13 protein-coding genes are annotated in these 15,402 nt (G+C 39.1%); 6 read left to right on the forward strand and 7 right to left on the reverse strand.

The window, feature by feature from the left end; all coding sequences use genetic code 11:
* Positions 1-156 precede the first annotated feature (156 nt).
* A complete protein-coding gene (locus PLEUR7319_RS0104825; protein WP_019504072.1) occupies positions 157-765 on the reverse strand; it encodes a 2-hydroxychromene-2-carboxylate isomerase in 609 nt (202 codons plus the stop codon).
* On the opposite strand from PLEUR7319_RS0104825, the gene PLEUR7319_RS0104830 reads away from it, so the two are divergent.
* The 3 genes from PLEUR7319_RS0104830 (at position 764) to PLEUR7319_RS0104840 (ending at position 4,034) form a co-directional block, all read left to right on the forward strand.
* Positions 764-1,330 (forward strand): DUF3122 domain-containing protein, encoded by a 567-nt coding sequence (locus tag PLEUR7319_RS0104830; protein ID WP_019504073.1) that lies wholly within the window; start codon positions 764-766, stop codon positions 1,328-1,330. The two genes, PLEUR7319_RS0104825 and PLEUR7319_RS0104830, sit on opposite strands and share 2 nt — an antisense overlap.
* Positions 1,331-1,471: 141 nt before the next feature.
* Entirely contained in the window at positions 1,472-3,628 is a 2,157-nt protein-coding gene (locus tag PLEUR7319_RS0104835) for a Tex family protein (protein ID WP_019504074.1), read from the forward strand.
* A 112-nt stretch (positions 3,629-3,740) separates the two neighbouring features.
* Positions 3,741-4,034: a DUF2288 domain-containing protein gene (locus PLEUR7319_RS0104840; protein ID WP_019504075.1), complete on the forward strand. Its 294-nt coding sequence runs from the start codon at positions 3,741-3,743 to the stop codon at positions 4,032-4,034.
* On the opposite strand, the gene PLEUR7319_RS0104845 is transcribed toward PLEUR7319_RS0104840, so the two are convergent.
* The 3 genes from PLEUR7319_RS0104845 to PLEUR7319_RS0104855 all read right to left on the reverse strand — a co-directional run bounded on the left by PLEUR7319_RS0104845 (position 4,031) and on the right by PLEUR7319_RS0104855 (position 6,936).
* On the reverse strand, positions 4,031-5,008 hold the full coding sequence (locus PLEUR7319_RS0104845) for a hypothetical protein (protein ID WP_019504076.1): 978 nt from the start codon (positions 5,006-5,008) through the stop codon (positions 4,031-4,033). The two genes, PLEUR7319_RS0104840 and PLEUR7319_RS0104845, sit on opposite strands and share 4 nt — an antisense overlap.
* A gap of 45 nt (positions 5,009-5,053) precedes the next feature.
* Positions 5,054-5,983, reverse strand: coding sequence for a bifunctional riboflavin kinase/FAD synthetase (locus PLEUR7319_RS0104850; protein ID WP_019504077.1), 930 nt, complete (start codon positions 5,981-5,983; stop codon positions 5,054-5,056).
* Positions 5,984-6,390: 407 nt separating this feature from the next.
* Positions 6,391-6,936 (reverse strand): Crp/Fnr family transcriptional regulator, encoded by a 546-nt coding sequence (locus PLEUR7319_RS0104855; RefSeq protein WP_019504078.1) that lies wholly within the window; start codon positions 6,934-6,936, stop codon positions 6,391-6,393.
* A gap of 242 nt (positions 6,937-7,178) precedes the next feature.
* On the opposite strand from PLEUR7319_RS0104855, the gene PLEUR7319_RS0104860 reads away from it, so the two are divergent.
* From PLEUR7319_RS0104860 to sigC, 3 genes are all read left to right on the forward strand, one after another.
* Positions 7,179-8,267, forward strand: a complete 1,089-nt coding sequence (locus tag PLEUR7319_RS0104860) for a glycoside hydrolase family 10 protein (protein ID WP_019504079.1) — start codon at positions 7,179-7,181, stop codon at positions 8,265-8,267.
* Positions 8,268-8,333: 66 nt separating this feature from the next.
* Complete coding sequence (gene lipA, locus PLEUR7319_RS0104865; protein WP_026102307.1) at positions 8,334-9,227, forward strand: lipoyl synthase; 894 nt, start codon at positions 8,334-8,336, stop codon at positions 9,225-9,227.
* A gap of 455 nt (positions 9,228-9,682) precedes the next feature.
* A complete protein-coding gene (gene sigC, locus PLEUR7319_RS0104870) occupies positions 9,683-10,936 on the forward strand; it encodes an RNA polymerase sigma factor SigC (RefSeq protein ID WP_019504081.1) in 1,254 nt (417 codons plus the stop codon).
* Between the two features lie 129 nt (positions 10,937-11,065).
* On the opposite strand, the gene PLEUR7319_RS0104875 is transcribed toward sigC, so the two are convergent.
* The 3 genes from PLEUR7319_RS0104875 to PLEUR7319_RS0104885 all read right to left on the reverse strand — a co-directional run bounded on the left by PLEUR7319_RS0104875 (position 11,066) and on the right by PLEUR7319_RS0104885 (position 15,251).
* Positions 11,066-12,016 carry a DNA polymerase III subunit delta' gene (locus PLEUR7319_RS0104875; protein ID WP_019504082.1) on the reverse strand — a complete coding sequence of 317 codons (951 nt, stop codon included), beginning with the start codon at positions 12,014-12,016 and terminating at the stop codon, positions 11,066-11,068.
* A gap of 30 nt (positions 12,017-12,046) precedes the next feature.
* A complete protein-coding gene (locus tag PLEUR7319_RS0104880) occupies positions 12,047-12,481 on the reverse strand; it encodes an FHA domain-containing protein (RefSeq protein ID WP_019504083.1) in 435 nt (144 codons plus the stop codon).
* 388 nt (positions 12,482-12,869) lie between these two features.
* Positions 12,870-15,251, reverse strand: coding sequence for a cation-translocating P-type ATPase (locus PLEUR7319_RS0104885; RefSeq protein ID WP_019504084.1), 2,382 nt, complete (start codon positions 15,249-15,251; stop codon positions 12,870-12,872).
* Between the last annotated feature and the right edge of the window lie 151 nt (positions 15,252-15,402).

Below are 15,402 nucleotides of genomic sequence, written 5' to 3' on the forward strand. Positions count from 1 at the left end.
TGTCCACTTACAATACATAGGCTAGAAAAGGGTACAATACTTATCCTTTATTACTTTTTAGTTTTTATTTTCTTCGATGACATAACACAACTGAGAGAATTATATTAAGAGCCTGAGTAGCCATTTCAGAGCTTTGAAATTACATTCTTTGTTTACTCAATTTATTGTTTTTAAATAATGGCGTAATAAAATAATTCGGTCATTTCCCCAAAAAAGTTCTCCCGAAACAATAAATGTGGGAACTCCAAAAACTCCAGACTCGAGTGCACGGTTAATTGTCCTATTAAGTTGGCTCATAGTCTCTTTTTCTGCAAGCAGGCTTTGAAAATCATCAGTCGATATACCACAAGCCTCGGCACAGGTAACACATTCTTTTTCATATATTTGGGATAATGAACTGGTAAACATGGCTCTAAATAGCAAGCGACTATAATCTTTTTCTTTGCCTAGACGCTGTGCAACTGTACAAGCTCGTGCCAGCAACTCTGAGTCAAAATTTACTCGACCACGAGGTTCAATATAGGGAATAGCGTAGAATTTAGCCCATCGCTTGGCATCCTGTTCACGATAATTCCATTCGTATTGCCCAGAAACTGGCTCTCCTTCAAAAGGACTAATGCCACCTTGCTTAATCAGTCTTGCGCTATTAACTGGATGCCATACAATCTGACAATCAAATTCTTGTTCTAGGGTTTCAATCTGAGTAGATGCAAGATATGAATAACGGCTACCAATAGAATAGTAAAAATCAACAATTTTTTTCATGGTTAATTTTTCACTATTGATGTCCGATAAATTACTAAACAAAATTAGTCGTCAAGTTACTCGCTATTATCGTTTAATTTTATTAGTAAATTTAACTCTAGTTATTAGTTTCATTTCTTGGAGTATCTGTTTACCAGCAATAGCACTATTAAGACAGCATCATGAAACGCCTGATGTTTTACGTTACCATGCTCAAGATTCTTTAAAAGACCGTGACGGGAATACTTGGCAGGTAGTGTTGTTTCCTGATAAAACTCAGATTGATAACACAAAATATTATTTACGCTTAGTAGGATTTCCAGGAATTAACTCTTTTAATCATCCTCAATCATTAGAAATACTGACTTCAGAGGGAAATGTGTTAACAGCTAAAGATGATTATCAGCAGTCTGCTCCCGCCCCTAATGTAGGTCAATATGATTTAACTTCAATAGTGCCTCAACTCCCTCAAAAAGGTACTTTGAAATTAGCTGTACCTTTACAAGAAAATCGGGAATTAGCTTTAAAAATTCCGAGAGAAGTGCTAACAGAATGGCAGCTGCTAGCCCGTGAACTAGAGGGATGAGAAATCAGAGTCAGAGATTATTAACACTGGGCAGAAGTCACAAAGGCGAATAGTTTGACGCATCTAGTCAGAAAATAATCACAATAGAATAGAATTAAACTTTAGAGTTACATTTGCTTTTAATTACGATCGCAATCGCCAATGATAGATATTCGGCAGACAATTGCTCAAGAACTTGCGTTACCATCTCGCAACATCAACAATGCCCTAAATTTGTGGCTAGAAGGGGGAACAGTTCCTTTTATTGCCCGCTATCGTAAAGAGCAGACTGGCTCCCTAGACGAAGTGCAGCTCAGAAATATTTTTGAACGCTATACCTATTTAGATGAACTAGAAAAGCGTAAAGAGAAAATCTTAGAAGAAATTGCCTCTCAGGATAAATTAACCGCTCAGCTTAAAGGTCAAATTGAAGCTTGTTTGAATAAAATCGAACTAGAAGATTTATATTTGCCCTATAAACCTAAGCGGCGCACGAGAGCTACTATCGCGAGGGAGAAAGGTTTAGAACCTTTGGCTGATTGGATTGTAGCCCAAAATAAACCTCAGGTATCATCGGTAAATTTGACCAAAGAAGCCAGCAATTATATTAATATTGAACAAGGTGTAGAGAATTCTGAACAAGCTTTAGCAGGAGCTTCAGATATTTTAGCCGAATCAGTGGCAGAGCAAGCAGATATTAGAGCTTATTTACGAGAATATTTCTTGAAGCGGGGAGTGTTTACTTCACGAATTAAAAATGATTACCCCGAAGGTAGTACTAAATACGAAATGTATCGTGATTATACCTATGGTGTAAGTAAGATTCCCCCTCATAATATCTTGGCGTTGTATCGTGGAGAGACAGAAGGGGTCTTAAGTGTAGATATTGCTTTTGATGAGTCTGAAGTGATGACTTATCTGGAACAAAAGGTAATTAAGACTAAGGCTGCTCGAATGAGGGAATTCTATCAGGTAATGCTCAAAGATGCCTTTAATCGTCTGCTTAAACCTTCATTAATTCGAGAGGTGAGAAGCGATCGCAAAGATTATGCCGACCTAGAATCAATTCAAACCTTTGAAGCTAATTTACGTAATCTCTTACTTGCTTCTCCTGCGGGAATGAAACCTACCCTGGCGATCGATCCAGGTTTTCGGACTGGTTGTAAAGTGGTAGTTCTGTCGGATACAGGTAAGTTTCTAGAATATCAGGCAATTTATCCCCATACTGGCGAAGGGAAACGAAAACAAGCAGCTCAAGCCGTTAAAGAGTTGATTGATCAATACCAAATTGCCTTAATTGCCATTGGTAATGGTACGGCTTCCCGCGAAACCGATCAGTTTATCGGCGAAGTTTGTCAACACCTGGAACAAAAACCAATCAAGGTAATCGTTAATGAATCTGGTGCATCTATTTATTCCGCTAGTGAAGTAGCCCGAGAAGAATTTCCTGATTTAGATCTTACCGTTCGGGGAGCAATTAGCATTGGTAGAAGATTGCAAGATCCCTTGGCAGAACTGGTAAAAATTGATCCTAAATCCATTGGAGTGGGTCAATACCAACATGATGTGAATCAAAAGTTACTCAAACAAAAGCTTGAGGAAAGCGTGGAAAGCTGTGTTAACTATGTAGGAGTGGATCTAAATACTGCTTCTAAAGAATTGCTGACCTTTGTATCAGGAATTTCCACAACTGTTGCTAATAATATTGTGGCTTATCGCAATGAAAAAGGAGCATTTAAGAATAGAAAAGAACTATTGAAAATTGCCAAGTTGGGCAAAAAAACCTACGAACAAGCAGCAGGATTTTTACGTATTCGTAACGGTGATAATCCCTTAGATAATACAGCAGTACATCCCGAGAGCTATCAAGTAATCAAGCAAATAGCCCAAACCCTTAAGGTACCTTTGGAACAGATTAGCAAAGTAGGAGAACGGCTCAAAGTTCTTGACCTCAAACAATTTGTTACTGAAGATATTGGCTTACCCACCCTGCAAGATGCGATCGCAGAATTGGAAAAACCAGGACGAGACCCTAGGGAACAGTTTAAGTATGCTACTTTCCAGGATGGTATTGCTGAAATTAGCGATCTAACTGAAGGGATGGTTTTAGAAGGTGTGGTTACTAACGTAGTCAATTTTGGCGCATTTGTGGATATTGGAGTACATCAAGATGGTTTAGTACATATATCTCAATTGTGTGATCGCTTCGTTACCGACCCTAATGAAATTGTCAAAGTGGGACAGGTAGTAAAAGTTAGAGTTCTAGATGTTAATGAAAAGCTGAAACGTATTGGCTTATCGATTAAGCAAGCAAGTTAGCTACTCGAAGGTTGAACAACTTAAAGGACTGAACTTGTAACCAGAGTGAAAATTGTACTAAAGTTCAGATAGCTCGATCATAATTTCAGCTTCATCACAATCCAACTTAACCATGCCTAATTTACAAGAACGACTAAGGCAAGACATTGCCGATATCTCTTGGCAAGACTTACTACCTCACGCTAAGCGGGATGCAATTATCGTCGTCAAAGAAGAGTTAGATTTATCGGAAGTCGGGATGGCGATCGCTGAGGATAACACGGTCTCAGTTAAAACCTGGATTACTAAGCAATCAATTTCTAAGCCTACTGCCGATCAATTAGCTAATTGGAATAAAGAACCTCAAAAACAGTTTACGACCTTAATTGTGCAGCCTTTTGTGATTGTCAAAGAAGTGAAAAATTAGTCGATTTGATTAGAGTTTTCTCTTGCTGCAAAATCTTCATCAGAAATGGCGACATTTTGTAACAGTCTGATGGGAGTTAGATCTTTCAATAACTTGAGAGAAGTGCGATCTCGTACAAATAAGGAACCAGCAAAACCTAAAGAATTAATCGGGATATGTTGAAAAGACTCTTGCGATCGCGGTACGATTAACATCCAATTTCTAGTAATCAAACAATTATAGGCTCCTGGCTGTCGTTGATTAACTGTCGTGGAATCGATCTTGAAGCCTACTAGGTTTAACAGAGCATGATAGTGTTGCAGCAAAATTTTGGCTGCTGCTTTGGGGGAACGACTAGAAGACAGAGCCAAGGAAGCGATCGCGTGGCAGAAAGGAAAACTAGCTATTCTACCAAAAACATTTTCGAAGTTCACATTGGCGATCGCGTTATTAATCGGAAGATGAACTACATTGGGTAGAAAAGGTAAAGGAATAAGCTGAAGATGTTTATGTCGTTGAGAAGCACCAGCTGTTTTTCCCCCATTATAAAAAGCCAATCCATCTATTTCTTGCAGACAACACCATAAAGCAGCAAAATCTTCTAGATTAAGTAAATCTGTCTGTTCCTCAAAGTCACGAGTCACTATCAGGAGATGATTATCTACGACATTAAACTTGTTGAGTAAACAGATATGACTGGGAGAAATATCCCCTACAAATAACTCTGGTTCATAAGGTAAGAAGGGATCTATTTCTTTGCCTATTTTATGTTCGGTTTCGGTTTGCTTTTTCCGTGCCTGTTCTTTGCGAGCCAAACTAGACAGACTACGTACTACGAAAGAAATATCATTCTGTTGAATCAATTGATACTCAGTTTCAATCGATTTAAGCGCACCACATTCACGAGCATATTGAGTTTGCTGGGTGGTTTTTGCCCAGAGAGTGCCTGGTTGTAATAGAGCTGTTTCGGTTGGATTAGTCACTGATTCTTCCATAGTCCATCATGCAGTCATTAAATACCAATTATGCATCGTCATTTTTCAATTGTTTAATACTGCTTGACAATCCTTAGTTATTTGTTGTTTCAAAGCTTCCACCGAAGGGAACTTTTGCTCTGGACGCAAAAACTTGAGTAGATTAACTTTCATAGTATGACCGTATAAATTTCCCGACCAATTTAGTAGATGAACCTCGATAGTAGGGGCTTCTCCGGCAACAGTAGGACGGCAGCCAATATTCATTACTCCTTTAACTACAGCTTGATTGAGTAAAACATCCACTGAATAAACACCGTATCGGGGTAAAAACTTTTCCTCAGGAAGTTGCAAATTCGCTGTGGGAAAACCAATAGTTCGACCCAACTGTTTTCCTGTGACTACTATTCCGCTCAAACTGTAGGGTCTACCTAACATTTTATTGGCAACAGCGATTTCTCCTCGAAGCAGAGCTTGACGAATTAACGAACTACTGACTCGCACTGCCTGACTATTGTAGTCTTGATATTTTCTTAGAGAATTGAGATTTACTGCGATCCCAAAACTTGAGGCAATCCTTTGTAAGTCTTGTGCTGTTCCTTCTCTTTGATACCCAAAACGGAAATCTAAACCAACACTTATTTGCCTCGTATGTAGTTGTTTAACTAATATTTGCTCAACAAACTGCTGTGGAGTAAGAGAAGCCATATTTCGATCAAATGGCAAGAGAATTAATTGCTCAATTCCCATATTAGAGAGCTGTTGAGCTTTTTCGGGAATAGGAGTTAAAAGTTGCAGTTTGCCCCCAGTAAAAAACTCTCGTGGGTGAGGAGTAAAGCTAACTACAGATGGATAGACGTGAGACTGTTGCAGGGGTTGAATAAAATGAATAATCGGTTTCAGCACTATTTGATGCCCTTGGTGAAGACCATCAAAATTACCAAGAGCGATCGCCGTAGGCGTCTTTATTTGTCCAATGGAAGATGTAATAAACACGCTTTACATTTTGACATAATTTATGACTGTCAATCAACTAACTGCAATGTATTGACCAATCTACAGCTTATACAAAGTTGCATTTAACTGACTTTTCCCGTTAAGTCTGAAAACAATGAGAGAGTAACTTTTTCAAGGTCACACTAATTATCAACAAGCAGGGTTTGATGACAATTATTTGTGGAGCAACAAGGTTTAGAGATAGAGGTAAACAAAGCGATCGCTCAATTGAAAAGATAACGGAAAAAGTCAGAGTCGTTCAAAGGCGTAACTTTCAAAATGAATATTTGGTTTCAAGACCAGGACACGTCACCCCAGGCGCTCCTGGTATCCGCCCGATATGGCTATCCCTCCCCGCCCTCAAAGGGCGAGGCTTCTCGCCCGATATGGTGAAAAGAAAATTTTTGTTACTGTTTAAGAATAATACATTTAGTTTTTGGTCGAAGAATGAGACCTTCACGTTCAAATTGATTGAGGATTTTGGTCACTGTAATTCTGGTAGTTCCGATCGCATCAGCCAATTCTTGATGAGTAATTTTGAAATCAATCAATTTTCCTTGCTGAACTACTCGTCCAAATTTATTGGCGAGCCATTTCAAGAGCAACCACAATCGCTTAGCTATTCTTGTATTGCGAACAATGAATAATAACTGTTGTGTTTGCTGTGCATGATAGAAAAATTCTTGAGAAAAGGTTCTCCATTGAGAACGAGGAATTGCTTTGGTAGTAACATCGCTCATGCATTTTAGAAAGTAAGGATTGACACAAGATAGAGGCTGACCCACCACATCTTGTTTCCCCCAAAATCCTAATGTAATCCATATACCTGATTCACTAACGGTATAGGTTTTAACTACACCAGCGACAATTAACCATATGTATCCTGAAGTTTTGGGTAATTCATCTCCAGAGTTGAAGAATGAAGTTGTTTGTTCGTATACCAAGGATTGCATTATTTAAAGTAATTGAAAACAGTTCGTGTATAGTTAATTTCTCGGAAAACCGCTCAATTTACGAGTTTTGTTACAAAACTTTATAATAAAGCCAGCTACTTTGGGAAATTGGCAGCTAAATAATGTCCAATTAATTTGATATGTAGATATGTAATCATGATCGAACCAATTAATCTGCTGATCCCGTTGTTTCTATTAGGCTTAATAGTGATAGCAGCAATATATTTCAGTAATCAAGCATAATGTCAGAAATACGCGGAGTTTGGATCGCCAATCGTCCCCATAGCAAGGTATTAGAATCGCGAGAAAATATTGTTGAAACGCTAGATTTCTTACAATTCTATGGATTTAATGTCATTTTTCCTGTGGTTTGGAATCGGGGTTATACTCTCTATCCTAGTCAGGTGATGAGCAAGTACAAATTACCTATAATCGACCCCTACTATGAACAACAGCAACGCGATCCTCTGGCGGAGATTATCCATGCGGCTCATCAGCACAATATTAAAGTTATTCCCTGGTTAGAATACGGCTTTGCCGCCTCACACCTTCTAAGTGGGGGACATATCTTACAACAGTATTCCCATTGGGAGGCTATAGATCGAGAAGGCAAAATAGTAAGACACGGCGGTTTAACTTGGATGAATTCCTTTGATCCAGAGGTTCAGCAATTCATGCTGGAAATAATTAGGGAAATTATTAGTACGTATTGTGTAGATGGAATTCAGGGATGCGATCGCCTTCCAGCTCTCCCCGTTACCGCCGGATACGACGATAAAACCTCTGCTTTATATCAAGCGGAATTTGGCAAGACACCACCTAGTAATCCTAAAAATCAGCAGTGGATACAGTGGCGGGCAAATCTGTTAACAGACTTTTTGGCTAGAGTATATCAAGAGGTTAAAGCCATTAATCCTCAGGCAATTATTTCTTTGTCCCCAGCAGTATATCCCTTCTGTTTAACTAATTTGCTGCAAGATTCTAAAACTTGGGTAGCAAGAGGTTTAGTTGATATTATTCATCCCCAAATATATCGCTCCAGTTTCTTTGGGTATAACCAAGAAGTTAAAAAGCTAATAAAAACTTATGACCGCAATTCTTTAACTAAGTTTGCTCCAGGTATTGCCTTTACTGCTAATGGCAAAGATGTCACTATCAAAGACTTAATTAAGTGTATTAAAACTAATCGCGATCACCATCTAAGCGGACAAGTATTTTTTCATTATGAAGGGTTACGGAAAAATAACGATCAAGTTGCGATCGCTTTGACCAAGTTAGCCAATTACAATCAAATAGCAAGCTTACCAAGACAAATTGATAGTAATACATAGTTCTCTAGAAAAGATAAAATAAACTAAGAGCAAAATTACTTAAATAATAAGTCGGAGCAATAAGGAGTGACTGTAAAGCCAGACTGGTTGAGGGTGAAAGCACCGCAAATTGAACGAGTAGGTAGTGTTAAAGAGATCTTGCGCGACTTATCCTTGAACACTGTTTGTGAAGAGGCTTCTTGTCCCAATATAGGTGAATGTTTCAGTGTTGGTACCGCCACTTTTTTGATTATGGGACCGGCTTGTACCCGGGCTTGTCCTTATTGTGATATCGATTTTGAGAAAAAACCTCAGGCTCTCGATCCTAATGAGCCAATTCAGTTGGCAGAAGCAGTAAGTCGCCTCAAGCTAAATCATGTGGTAATTACTTCCGTAAATCGCGACGATCTTCCGGATGAGGGTGCTTCCCAATTTGTCCGCTGTATTGAAGAGGTGCGTCAAGTTTCTCCTCAAACCACTATTGAGCTACTGATTCCCGACTTATGTGGGAACTGGGAAGCCCTAGAGCTAATTTTATCTGCTCAACCCGATGTACTTAATCACAACACAGAAACTATTCCTCGACTCTACAAAAGAGTGCGTCCTCAAGGAGATTATCAGCGATCGCTCGAACTTTTAAAACGCTCTCGTGCCATTGCTCCTTGGGTATACACAAAATCTGGCATTATGGTTGGTTTAGGAGAAACTGATGCAGAAGTCAGAGCAGTTATCCGAGGCTTACGGAATGTAGACTGCGATATTTTGACTATTGGACAATATCTCCAACCCACTCAGAAACATTTAGGCGTCAAAGATTTTGTTACGCCTAAGCAGTTTCAAGCTTGGCAAGAATTTGGGGAATCAATTGGCTTTTTACAAGTAGTTTCTAGCCCTCTCACTCGCAGTTCTTATCATGCCGAACAAGTTAGAGCATTAATGCAGCTTTATCCACGTCAAAAGCCAAACATTGCTCCAGTGTAATCACCGATTTGATATCTAAAGAAATACTTATTTTGCTCTATCAAAAAAACGTTATCAATTAACGGTTCCTTTTTTTGCTATATTTTTGGCTCATTTTGATTGCAACCTGCTGTAACCGTTGTAGGACAAGAATTATAAGCTTCAAATATGCTAGTCAAAACACAGGATAATCTAACTTAATAGATTAAGAAATATAACATTTTTACGACTTTGGGGAACTTTTGTCTATTCATATTCTTCCTCACACCAGATAGCAATATTTATAGACTTCCTAGAAATCATCGTGATTTTAACAACAACTTGCCAACCGTGTTGTCACTGAGAATAGACCCCACAACTGAAAACTATCGAAAAAAACTTCAGTTATGTTCTTTTTCATCAAGAATTGGGCAACCTATTCACAGAGGAGGGAGTCGAACCCTATTTTTCACTGGAGTCGTCATTAAGAGATCGCCATGCTTGCTAGTTCTTCATACGTTGAAACCGAAAGAAATAATTCTTCAGCCAATACCGATATTGATCTAAATTTAGAAAACCCTAATGATGCTTCCGATAAGTTTCCTGAGGAACTTGTTGAGCTTGATTTAGAGGGGATAGACCCTGACAATATTCGTCGAGGTAGCCGAACCACTACTGATTTGGTCAGATTATATCTACAAGAGATTGGTAGAGTTCCTCTACTAGAAAGGGATGAAGAAGTTTCGGAAGCTCAAAAAGTTCAACGCCATATAAGTATTCTGGAGCAACGTGCTCAGGCTGCTGAGGCAGGCAATAAAATTCTCCAGGAATTTATTGAGCTAGTTGATGTTCATGACCGTCTAGTGACTCAACTCAGCCATCGTCCATCCCTCAAAAGATGGTCTATGGCAGTGGGTATGGAAATTCCCCTGTTAAAAGAAAATTTAGCTCAAGGGAAACAGGCTTGGGCAGAAGTTATTGGCTGTGATGTCAAAGAGTTAGACAAAACTCAAAAGAGTGGCATCCGCGCTAAAGAACACATGATTAAGGCAAATTTACGTCTTGTGGTTTCTGTCGCCAAGAAATATCAAAATCGTGGTTTAGAATTACTCGATCTGATTCAAGAGGGAACTTTAGGGTTAGAGCGGGCAGTAGAAAAATTTGACCCGACTAAAGGTTATCGTTTTAGCACTTATGCTTACTGGTGGATTCGTCAGGGGATCACTAGAGCGATCGCAACTCAAAGTCGCACCATTCGTCTTCCTGTACACATTACTGAAAAGCTCAATAAAATTAAAAAAGCTCAACGTAAGATCTCTCAAGAAAAAGGACGCACACCCAAAATTGAAGATATTGCCCAAGAGTTAGATATGACTGCGGCACAAATTCGCGAAGTCTTGTTGCGTGTTCCGCGCTCAGTCTCTCTGGAAATTAAAGTTGGTAAAGAAAAAGACACCGAGTTGGGAGATTTATTAGAAACCGAAAGTGCCTCTCCCGAAGAGACTTTGATGCGAGAGTCTTTACAAAAAGATCTGCATTATCTTTTATCGGAATTAACAACTCGTGAACGGGAAGTAATTCAGATGCGCTTTGGTTTTGGAGGAGAAAAACCATTTTCTCTAGCTGAGATTGGTCGTTGTTTAGAGTTATCTCGTGAACGTGTACGTCAAATAGAAGCTAAGGCATTGCAAAAATTACGCCAACCCCGACGCAGAAACTTAATCAGAGATTATCTAGAGTCTCTTAGTTAGAACCTACAAAAGGGATGAGGGATAAGGGATAAAGGATAAGTAGTTGTAAAGACATTCTTTTTGTCCCATAAATTCATAATTCATCCCTAAGGGCGAAATTCCTGATAATCTAAGGAGAAGCAGGTAACATTATTCAACCTGAAGTAGTGATAGTAATGTACATTCCCAAATCAAGCGTGGTTGGACATAACTCAGTAGATATTGACGAGTTTTTTCCCACTGTTGCATTAATCGCACTTGGTGGTTTTGTTGCCAGTAGTAGTATTGCAGATAGTCTACCAGCCATAATTGGGTTGAAGAATCTAATTCACTAGCAATATTCTTGGCTAACTTAATGGCATCGAGAGGAGTAGCAATTGCGCCCTTTAATTGTTTTAATAGCTCATTGGGAATTGTTTGTAATATCTCCCAAGCGGCGATCGCTTTTCCTGGACTTCCTTGAGCGATCGCGATTATTTCCGGATATTCTAGGATTGCTTGATAACCGTTTCGTTCTAGTACAGTTTTTAGATTAACTTCTGACAGAGGATAAAATTGAATCTTTTGACAGCGAGAAACCAAAGTAGTCAACAAAGAATCAGTATCAGGTGCAATTAAAATCAAGGTTGCGTTTCCTGGCTCTTCTAATGTTTTTAAAAGTGCATTGGCCGGCTCTTCTGCCATAGTTTGAGCATCTTCAATCACTACAACCTGGCGAGTGGCTTCCAGAGCAGGACGGTTGAGAAACTGAGTGATACGACGAATCTGTTCAATCCGAATTTTGGGCGGAGTTTTGAATTTTAGTCCTTGTACTGCTGCTGCTGATGCAGTGTATATTTTGCCTTTACTAAGGTATGTTGGTTCTACCCATAATAAATCTGGATGATTACCTTTATTTAGTTTTCTCTGTGCCAAAGAACATTTATCTGGTGATAAATCTACAGTCAATAGCACTTGAATAAAACCTTTGGCAACAATACTTTTTCCCACACCTGAACAACCATAAAATAAATAAGCTGGGGCAACACGCTCCAACTTAACCGCTTGTTGTAATAATTGAACTGCCGTATCTTGACCAAGTAAAGCTTCATAAACATCCATCTTTAATTAATAATTACTCATTATTATGGATTATGGTTCCTCTTCAATATCAATCATTGCTGGATCGATCAATGTAATATCATAAGGGTCATCAGGTGGGATGGTTGGAAAAACATCATACTCACGATATTCATAAACAGCTTCGACCTGAGGTCCAAAAATAACTTTATCTCCGTGTTTTAGGTCGTGAAATCTGACTTTTTTGCCATTAATCAACAGTCCATTAACGCTAGTTTTTCCTTCCGAGTCACCATCAATAATTCGATAATAGTTGCCATCTTCTTCCTGTCTTTTAACTAAAGTGGCATGATGTCGAGAAACAAATTGAGATTGCAGTAAAATATCGCATTGTGCTCCTCTTCCCAGAGAATAAGTATTTTTTTCCAGATGAATTTCTCGATGCCCTTTGCCATCGGTAACAATTAAGATATACTCTTCTCGATGTTTTACAGGTTTTGCAGTCATGAGATAGGTCTAAAGTAAGCAGTTGATGTAAACTATCTGCCCATACTAAATAGCAACTAAAAAACAGAGGCATAAATATAAGGGGCTTCGCCCCAGCTATAAGCCATAAGCTATAAGCTATAAGCTTAATTAGAAGAGGTTTTAGACCTCTCCTAATTGCAGAAAGGCGTAAGTTTGCCGCATCTGCACCAAACAAGTTTGGAGGGGGTCACGGAACCCACAAGCTATAGGTTTAAAGCTACTACGAAAGTAGTCAACTAAAAAGCTTAGAGCCTAGAGCTTAAAGCTTATAGCTTTTTGATAAGCTAATTTCTTAGCCAAGTTATCCAATAGCTATATTCTCTAGCCTTAGCTTTAGACTACGAAAGTAGCGAGTATTAGATAGTTTTTAATATTTTAACTTTGGCAAATTAAAATTTAATAAGAGGGAGTTAGTGACCACAATCAAAGAACTAGATGCCATTGCTACCGCAGCTAACACAGGGGACAGTAATAAACCATATTGAGGTAATAAAATTCCTGCGGCAATAGGAATAGCAAAAACATTGTAGGTCAAAGCCCAAATGAGATTTTGTTTGATTTTGCTAACTGTTGCTCGACTAAGTTGAATTGATTTTATGACATCTTCAAGTTGGTTTTGCATCAAAACAATATCGGCAGAGGCGATCGCCACATCAGTGCTGTCTTGAAGTGATATACCAACATCTGCCTGAGCTAAAGCGGGTGCATCATTAATTCCATCTCCAATCATAGCTACTGTTTGACCTTGCTGTTGTAATGAGCGGATGATCTGAGCTTTGTCTTCTGGTTTGACTTCTGAGAAAGTCTGAGCAAGATTGAGTTTATCAGCGATCGCCTGAGCAACTTCTGAGCGATCGCCTGTAAGTAAGACAGTATTTAATCCTAGTTTTTGTAATTGTTCAATAGTTTGAGTTGCATCGGGGCGTAAACTATCTTCTATAGCGATCAACCCCTGTAAAATACCTGATATAGCTAAGTAGACAACTGTTTTACCTGATTGAGCTAAATATTGAACTTTTAGCTCCTGATCTGCTGAGATTTCAACAGCCTGATTGGTTAACCATTCTTGATTCCCTAAATATATTCTTTGTCCAGCTACTATTGCCGAAATACCCTGACCTAGAACGCTCTGAAAATCACTAGCTTCTAATAATGATAAATTTTGTTGTTGTGCTGCTGTGATAATCCCTTGAGCTAAAGGATGATTGCTATTACTTTCAACGGATGCTGCGATCTGTAATAACTCTTTTTGTGTAATATCTCCCAAAGGAATACAGTTAGTAACTTGGGGCATACCACTAGTCAAAGTTCCTGTTTTATCAAAAACTACGGTGTCTAGTTGATAAACTTGTTCTAGAATATCGCCTCCTTTGATTAAAATCCCTGTTTCGGCACCAATACTTGTACCTACCAAAATTGCCGTAGGCGTAGCCAAACCCAGGGCACAAGGACAGGCGATTACTAGTACAGCGATCGCTAGTTTTAAGCTTAAGAGTAAAGGTGAAGTTTCCACCTCCATTTGTCCCATAGGCATGGACATGGAGTGAGATGCAGTCATTAATACTGATGGCCAAATTTTTGTGCCATAGAAGTACCAAAAGCAGAAAGTTAGAGTAGCGATCGCCATTACTCCATAAGCAAAATATCCAGCAATAGTGTCTGCCAACTTTTGTACAGGAGCTTTGCGAGTTTGAGCATCTTCTACCAAACTGATTATTTTTGCCAAAATGGTATCTTGACCAATGCCAGTTACTTCGATAGTGATTACTCCCGACTGATTGATTGTTCCAGCACGTACTATATCAGCGCTTGTTTTAGCTACTGCTACTGACTCCCCAGTTAACATCGATTCATCTACAGTAGTTTCACCCACAACTACAGTGCCATCTACAGGAATTTTTTCTCCTGGTAAGACCCTTAACCACTCCCCGGGTTTAACTTGTTCTACAGGGATTTCAATCGTCTCAGTACTGTCTTGTTTGCTGATTAGTCGGGCAATAGGGGGTTGAAGAGAAACTAGCTGGGTTAAAGCGGCAGATGCTCGATTACGAGCTTTTCCTTCTAAGGTACGTCCTAATAAGATAAAGCCTAGCAGCATTACCGGCTCATCAAAAAAACATTCCCAACCCAACTGAGGCAAGAACAAGGCAAAACAGCTAGCTAAATATGCACTGACTGTGCCTAAACCCACGAGAGTATTCATATTGGGCATTCCCTGAACCAGGCTACGCCATCCATCCAGTAAGAGCGATCGCCCTGGAATTAGTAACGCTAGAGTAGCCAACCCAAAATGTACCCAAATATTGCTAAGTATAGGTATATAGGGTAAACCTAGATGATGTAAATGACCGATACTGGAAAAGAATAATAATATTGCTGCGGTAACTAATTGACGAACTCGCTGTTGTTCCTGCTGTTTTTGTTTTTCCTGACTTTCTATTCCCGCTTGAAAAATACTGCGATCGCTTTGCCGTAGTTGTGTAGGAAAACCAGTCTTAGTTAGCTTCTCTGCCAAGGTTTCTGGAGCAATACTTGCAGCTTCATATTCTACCACTGCCACTTCCGTAATTAAGTTGACACAAGCAGATATTACTCCCGCATTTTGCTCTAGTTGTCTTTCCACAGCTTTGACACAACCAGCGCACTTCATCCCTTCCACATCTAAAGCAATGGTCTTTAACTCAGACCTAGTAGAACTATTAAAATTTGCTCTCTCCTGGTTTAAGGGGGATGGAGAAGACTTAACCATAAATCTAAGATCTTAAACAATAATTTAACTTAAACAATAATTTAATTATTAAATAGCTGTTAGCTATTAGCTTTTATGATCTTAGTTCAATAGGCGGTTGTACTATCAGAACTCACATTACTAATTTACGATATAAAAAGTTGAGAGCGTG

The organism is Pleurocapsa sp. PCC 7319, from assembly GCF_000332195.1.
Lineage (GTDB): Bacteria > Cyanobacteriota > Cyanobacteriia > Cyanobacteriales > Xenococcaceae > Waterburya.

Coding starts and splice junctions, on each gene's coding strand:
- PLEUR7319_RS0104830 (WP_019504073.1), top strand. CDS start 764: ATGGTTAATTTTTCACTATTGATGTCCGATAAATTACTAAACAAAATT.
- PLEUR7319_RS0104825 (WP_019504072.1), bottom strand. CDS start 765: ATGAAAAAAATTGTTGATTTTTACTATTCTATTGGTAGCCGTTATTCA.
- PLEUR7319_RS0104835 (WP_019504074.1), top strand. CDS start 1,472: ATGATAGATATTCGGCAGACAATTGCTCAAGAACTTGCGTTACCATCT.
- PLEUR7319_RS0104840 (WP_019504075.1), top strand. CDS start 3,741: ATGCCTAATTTACAAGAACGACTAAGGCAAGACATTGCCGATATCTCT.
- PLEUR7319_RS0104845 (WP_019504076.1), bottom strand. CDS start 5,008: ATGGAAGAATCAGTGACTAATCCAACCGAAACAGCTCTATTACAACCA.
- PLEUR7319_RS0104855 (WP_019504078.1), bottom strand. CDS start 6,936: ATGCAATCCTTGGTATACGAACAAACAACTTCATTCTTCAACTCTGGA.
- PLEUR7319_RS0104860 (WP_019504079.1), top strand. CDS start 7,179: ATGTCAGAAATACGCGGAGTTTGGATCGCCAATCGTCCCCATAGCAAG.
- sigC (WP_019504081.1), top strand. CDS start 9,683: ATGCTTGCTAGTTCTTCATACGTTGAAACCGAAAGAAATAATTCTTCA.
- PLEUR7319_RS0104875 (WP_019504082.1), bottom strand. CDS start 12,016: ATGGATGTTTATGAAGCTTTACTTGGTCAAGATACGGCAGTTCAATTA.
- PLEUR7319_RS0104880 (WP_019504083.1), bottom strand. CDS start 12,481: ATGACTGCAAAACCTGTAAAACATCGAGAAGAGTATATCTTAATTGTT.
- PLEUR7319_RS0104885 (WP_019504084.1), bottom strand. CDS start 15,251: ATGGTTAAGTCTTCTCCATCCCCCTTAAACCAGGAGAGAGCAAATTTT.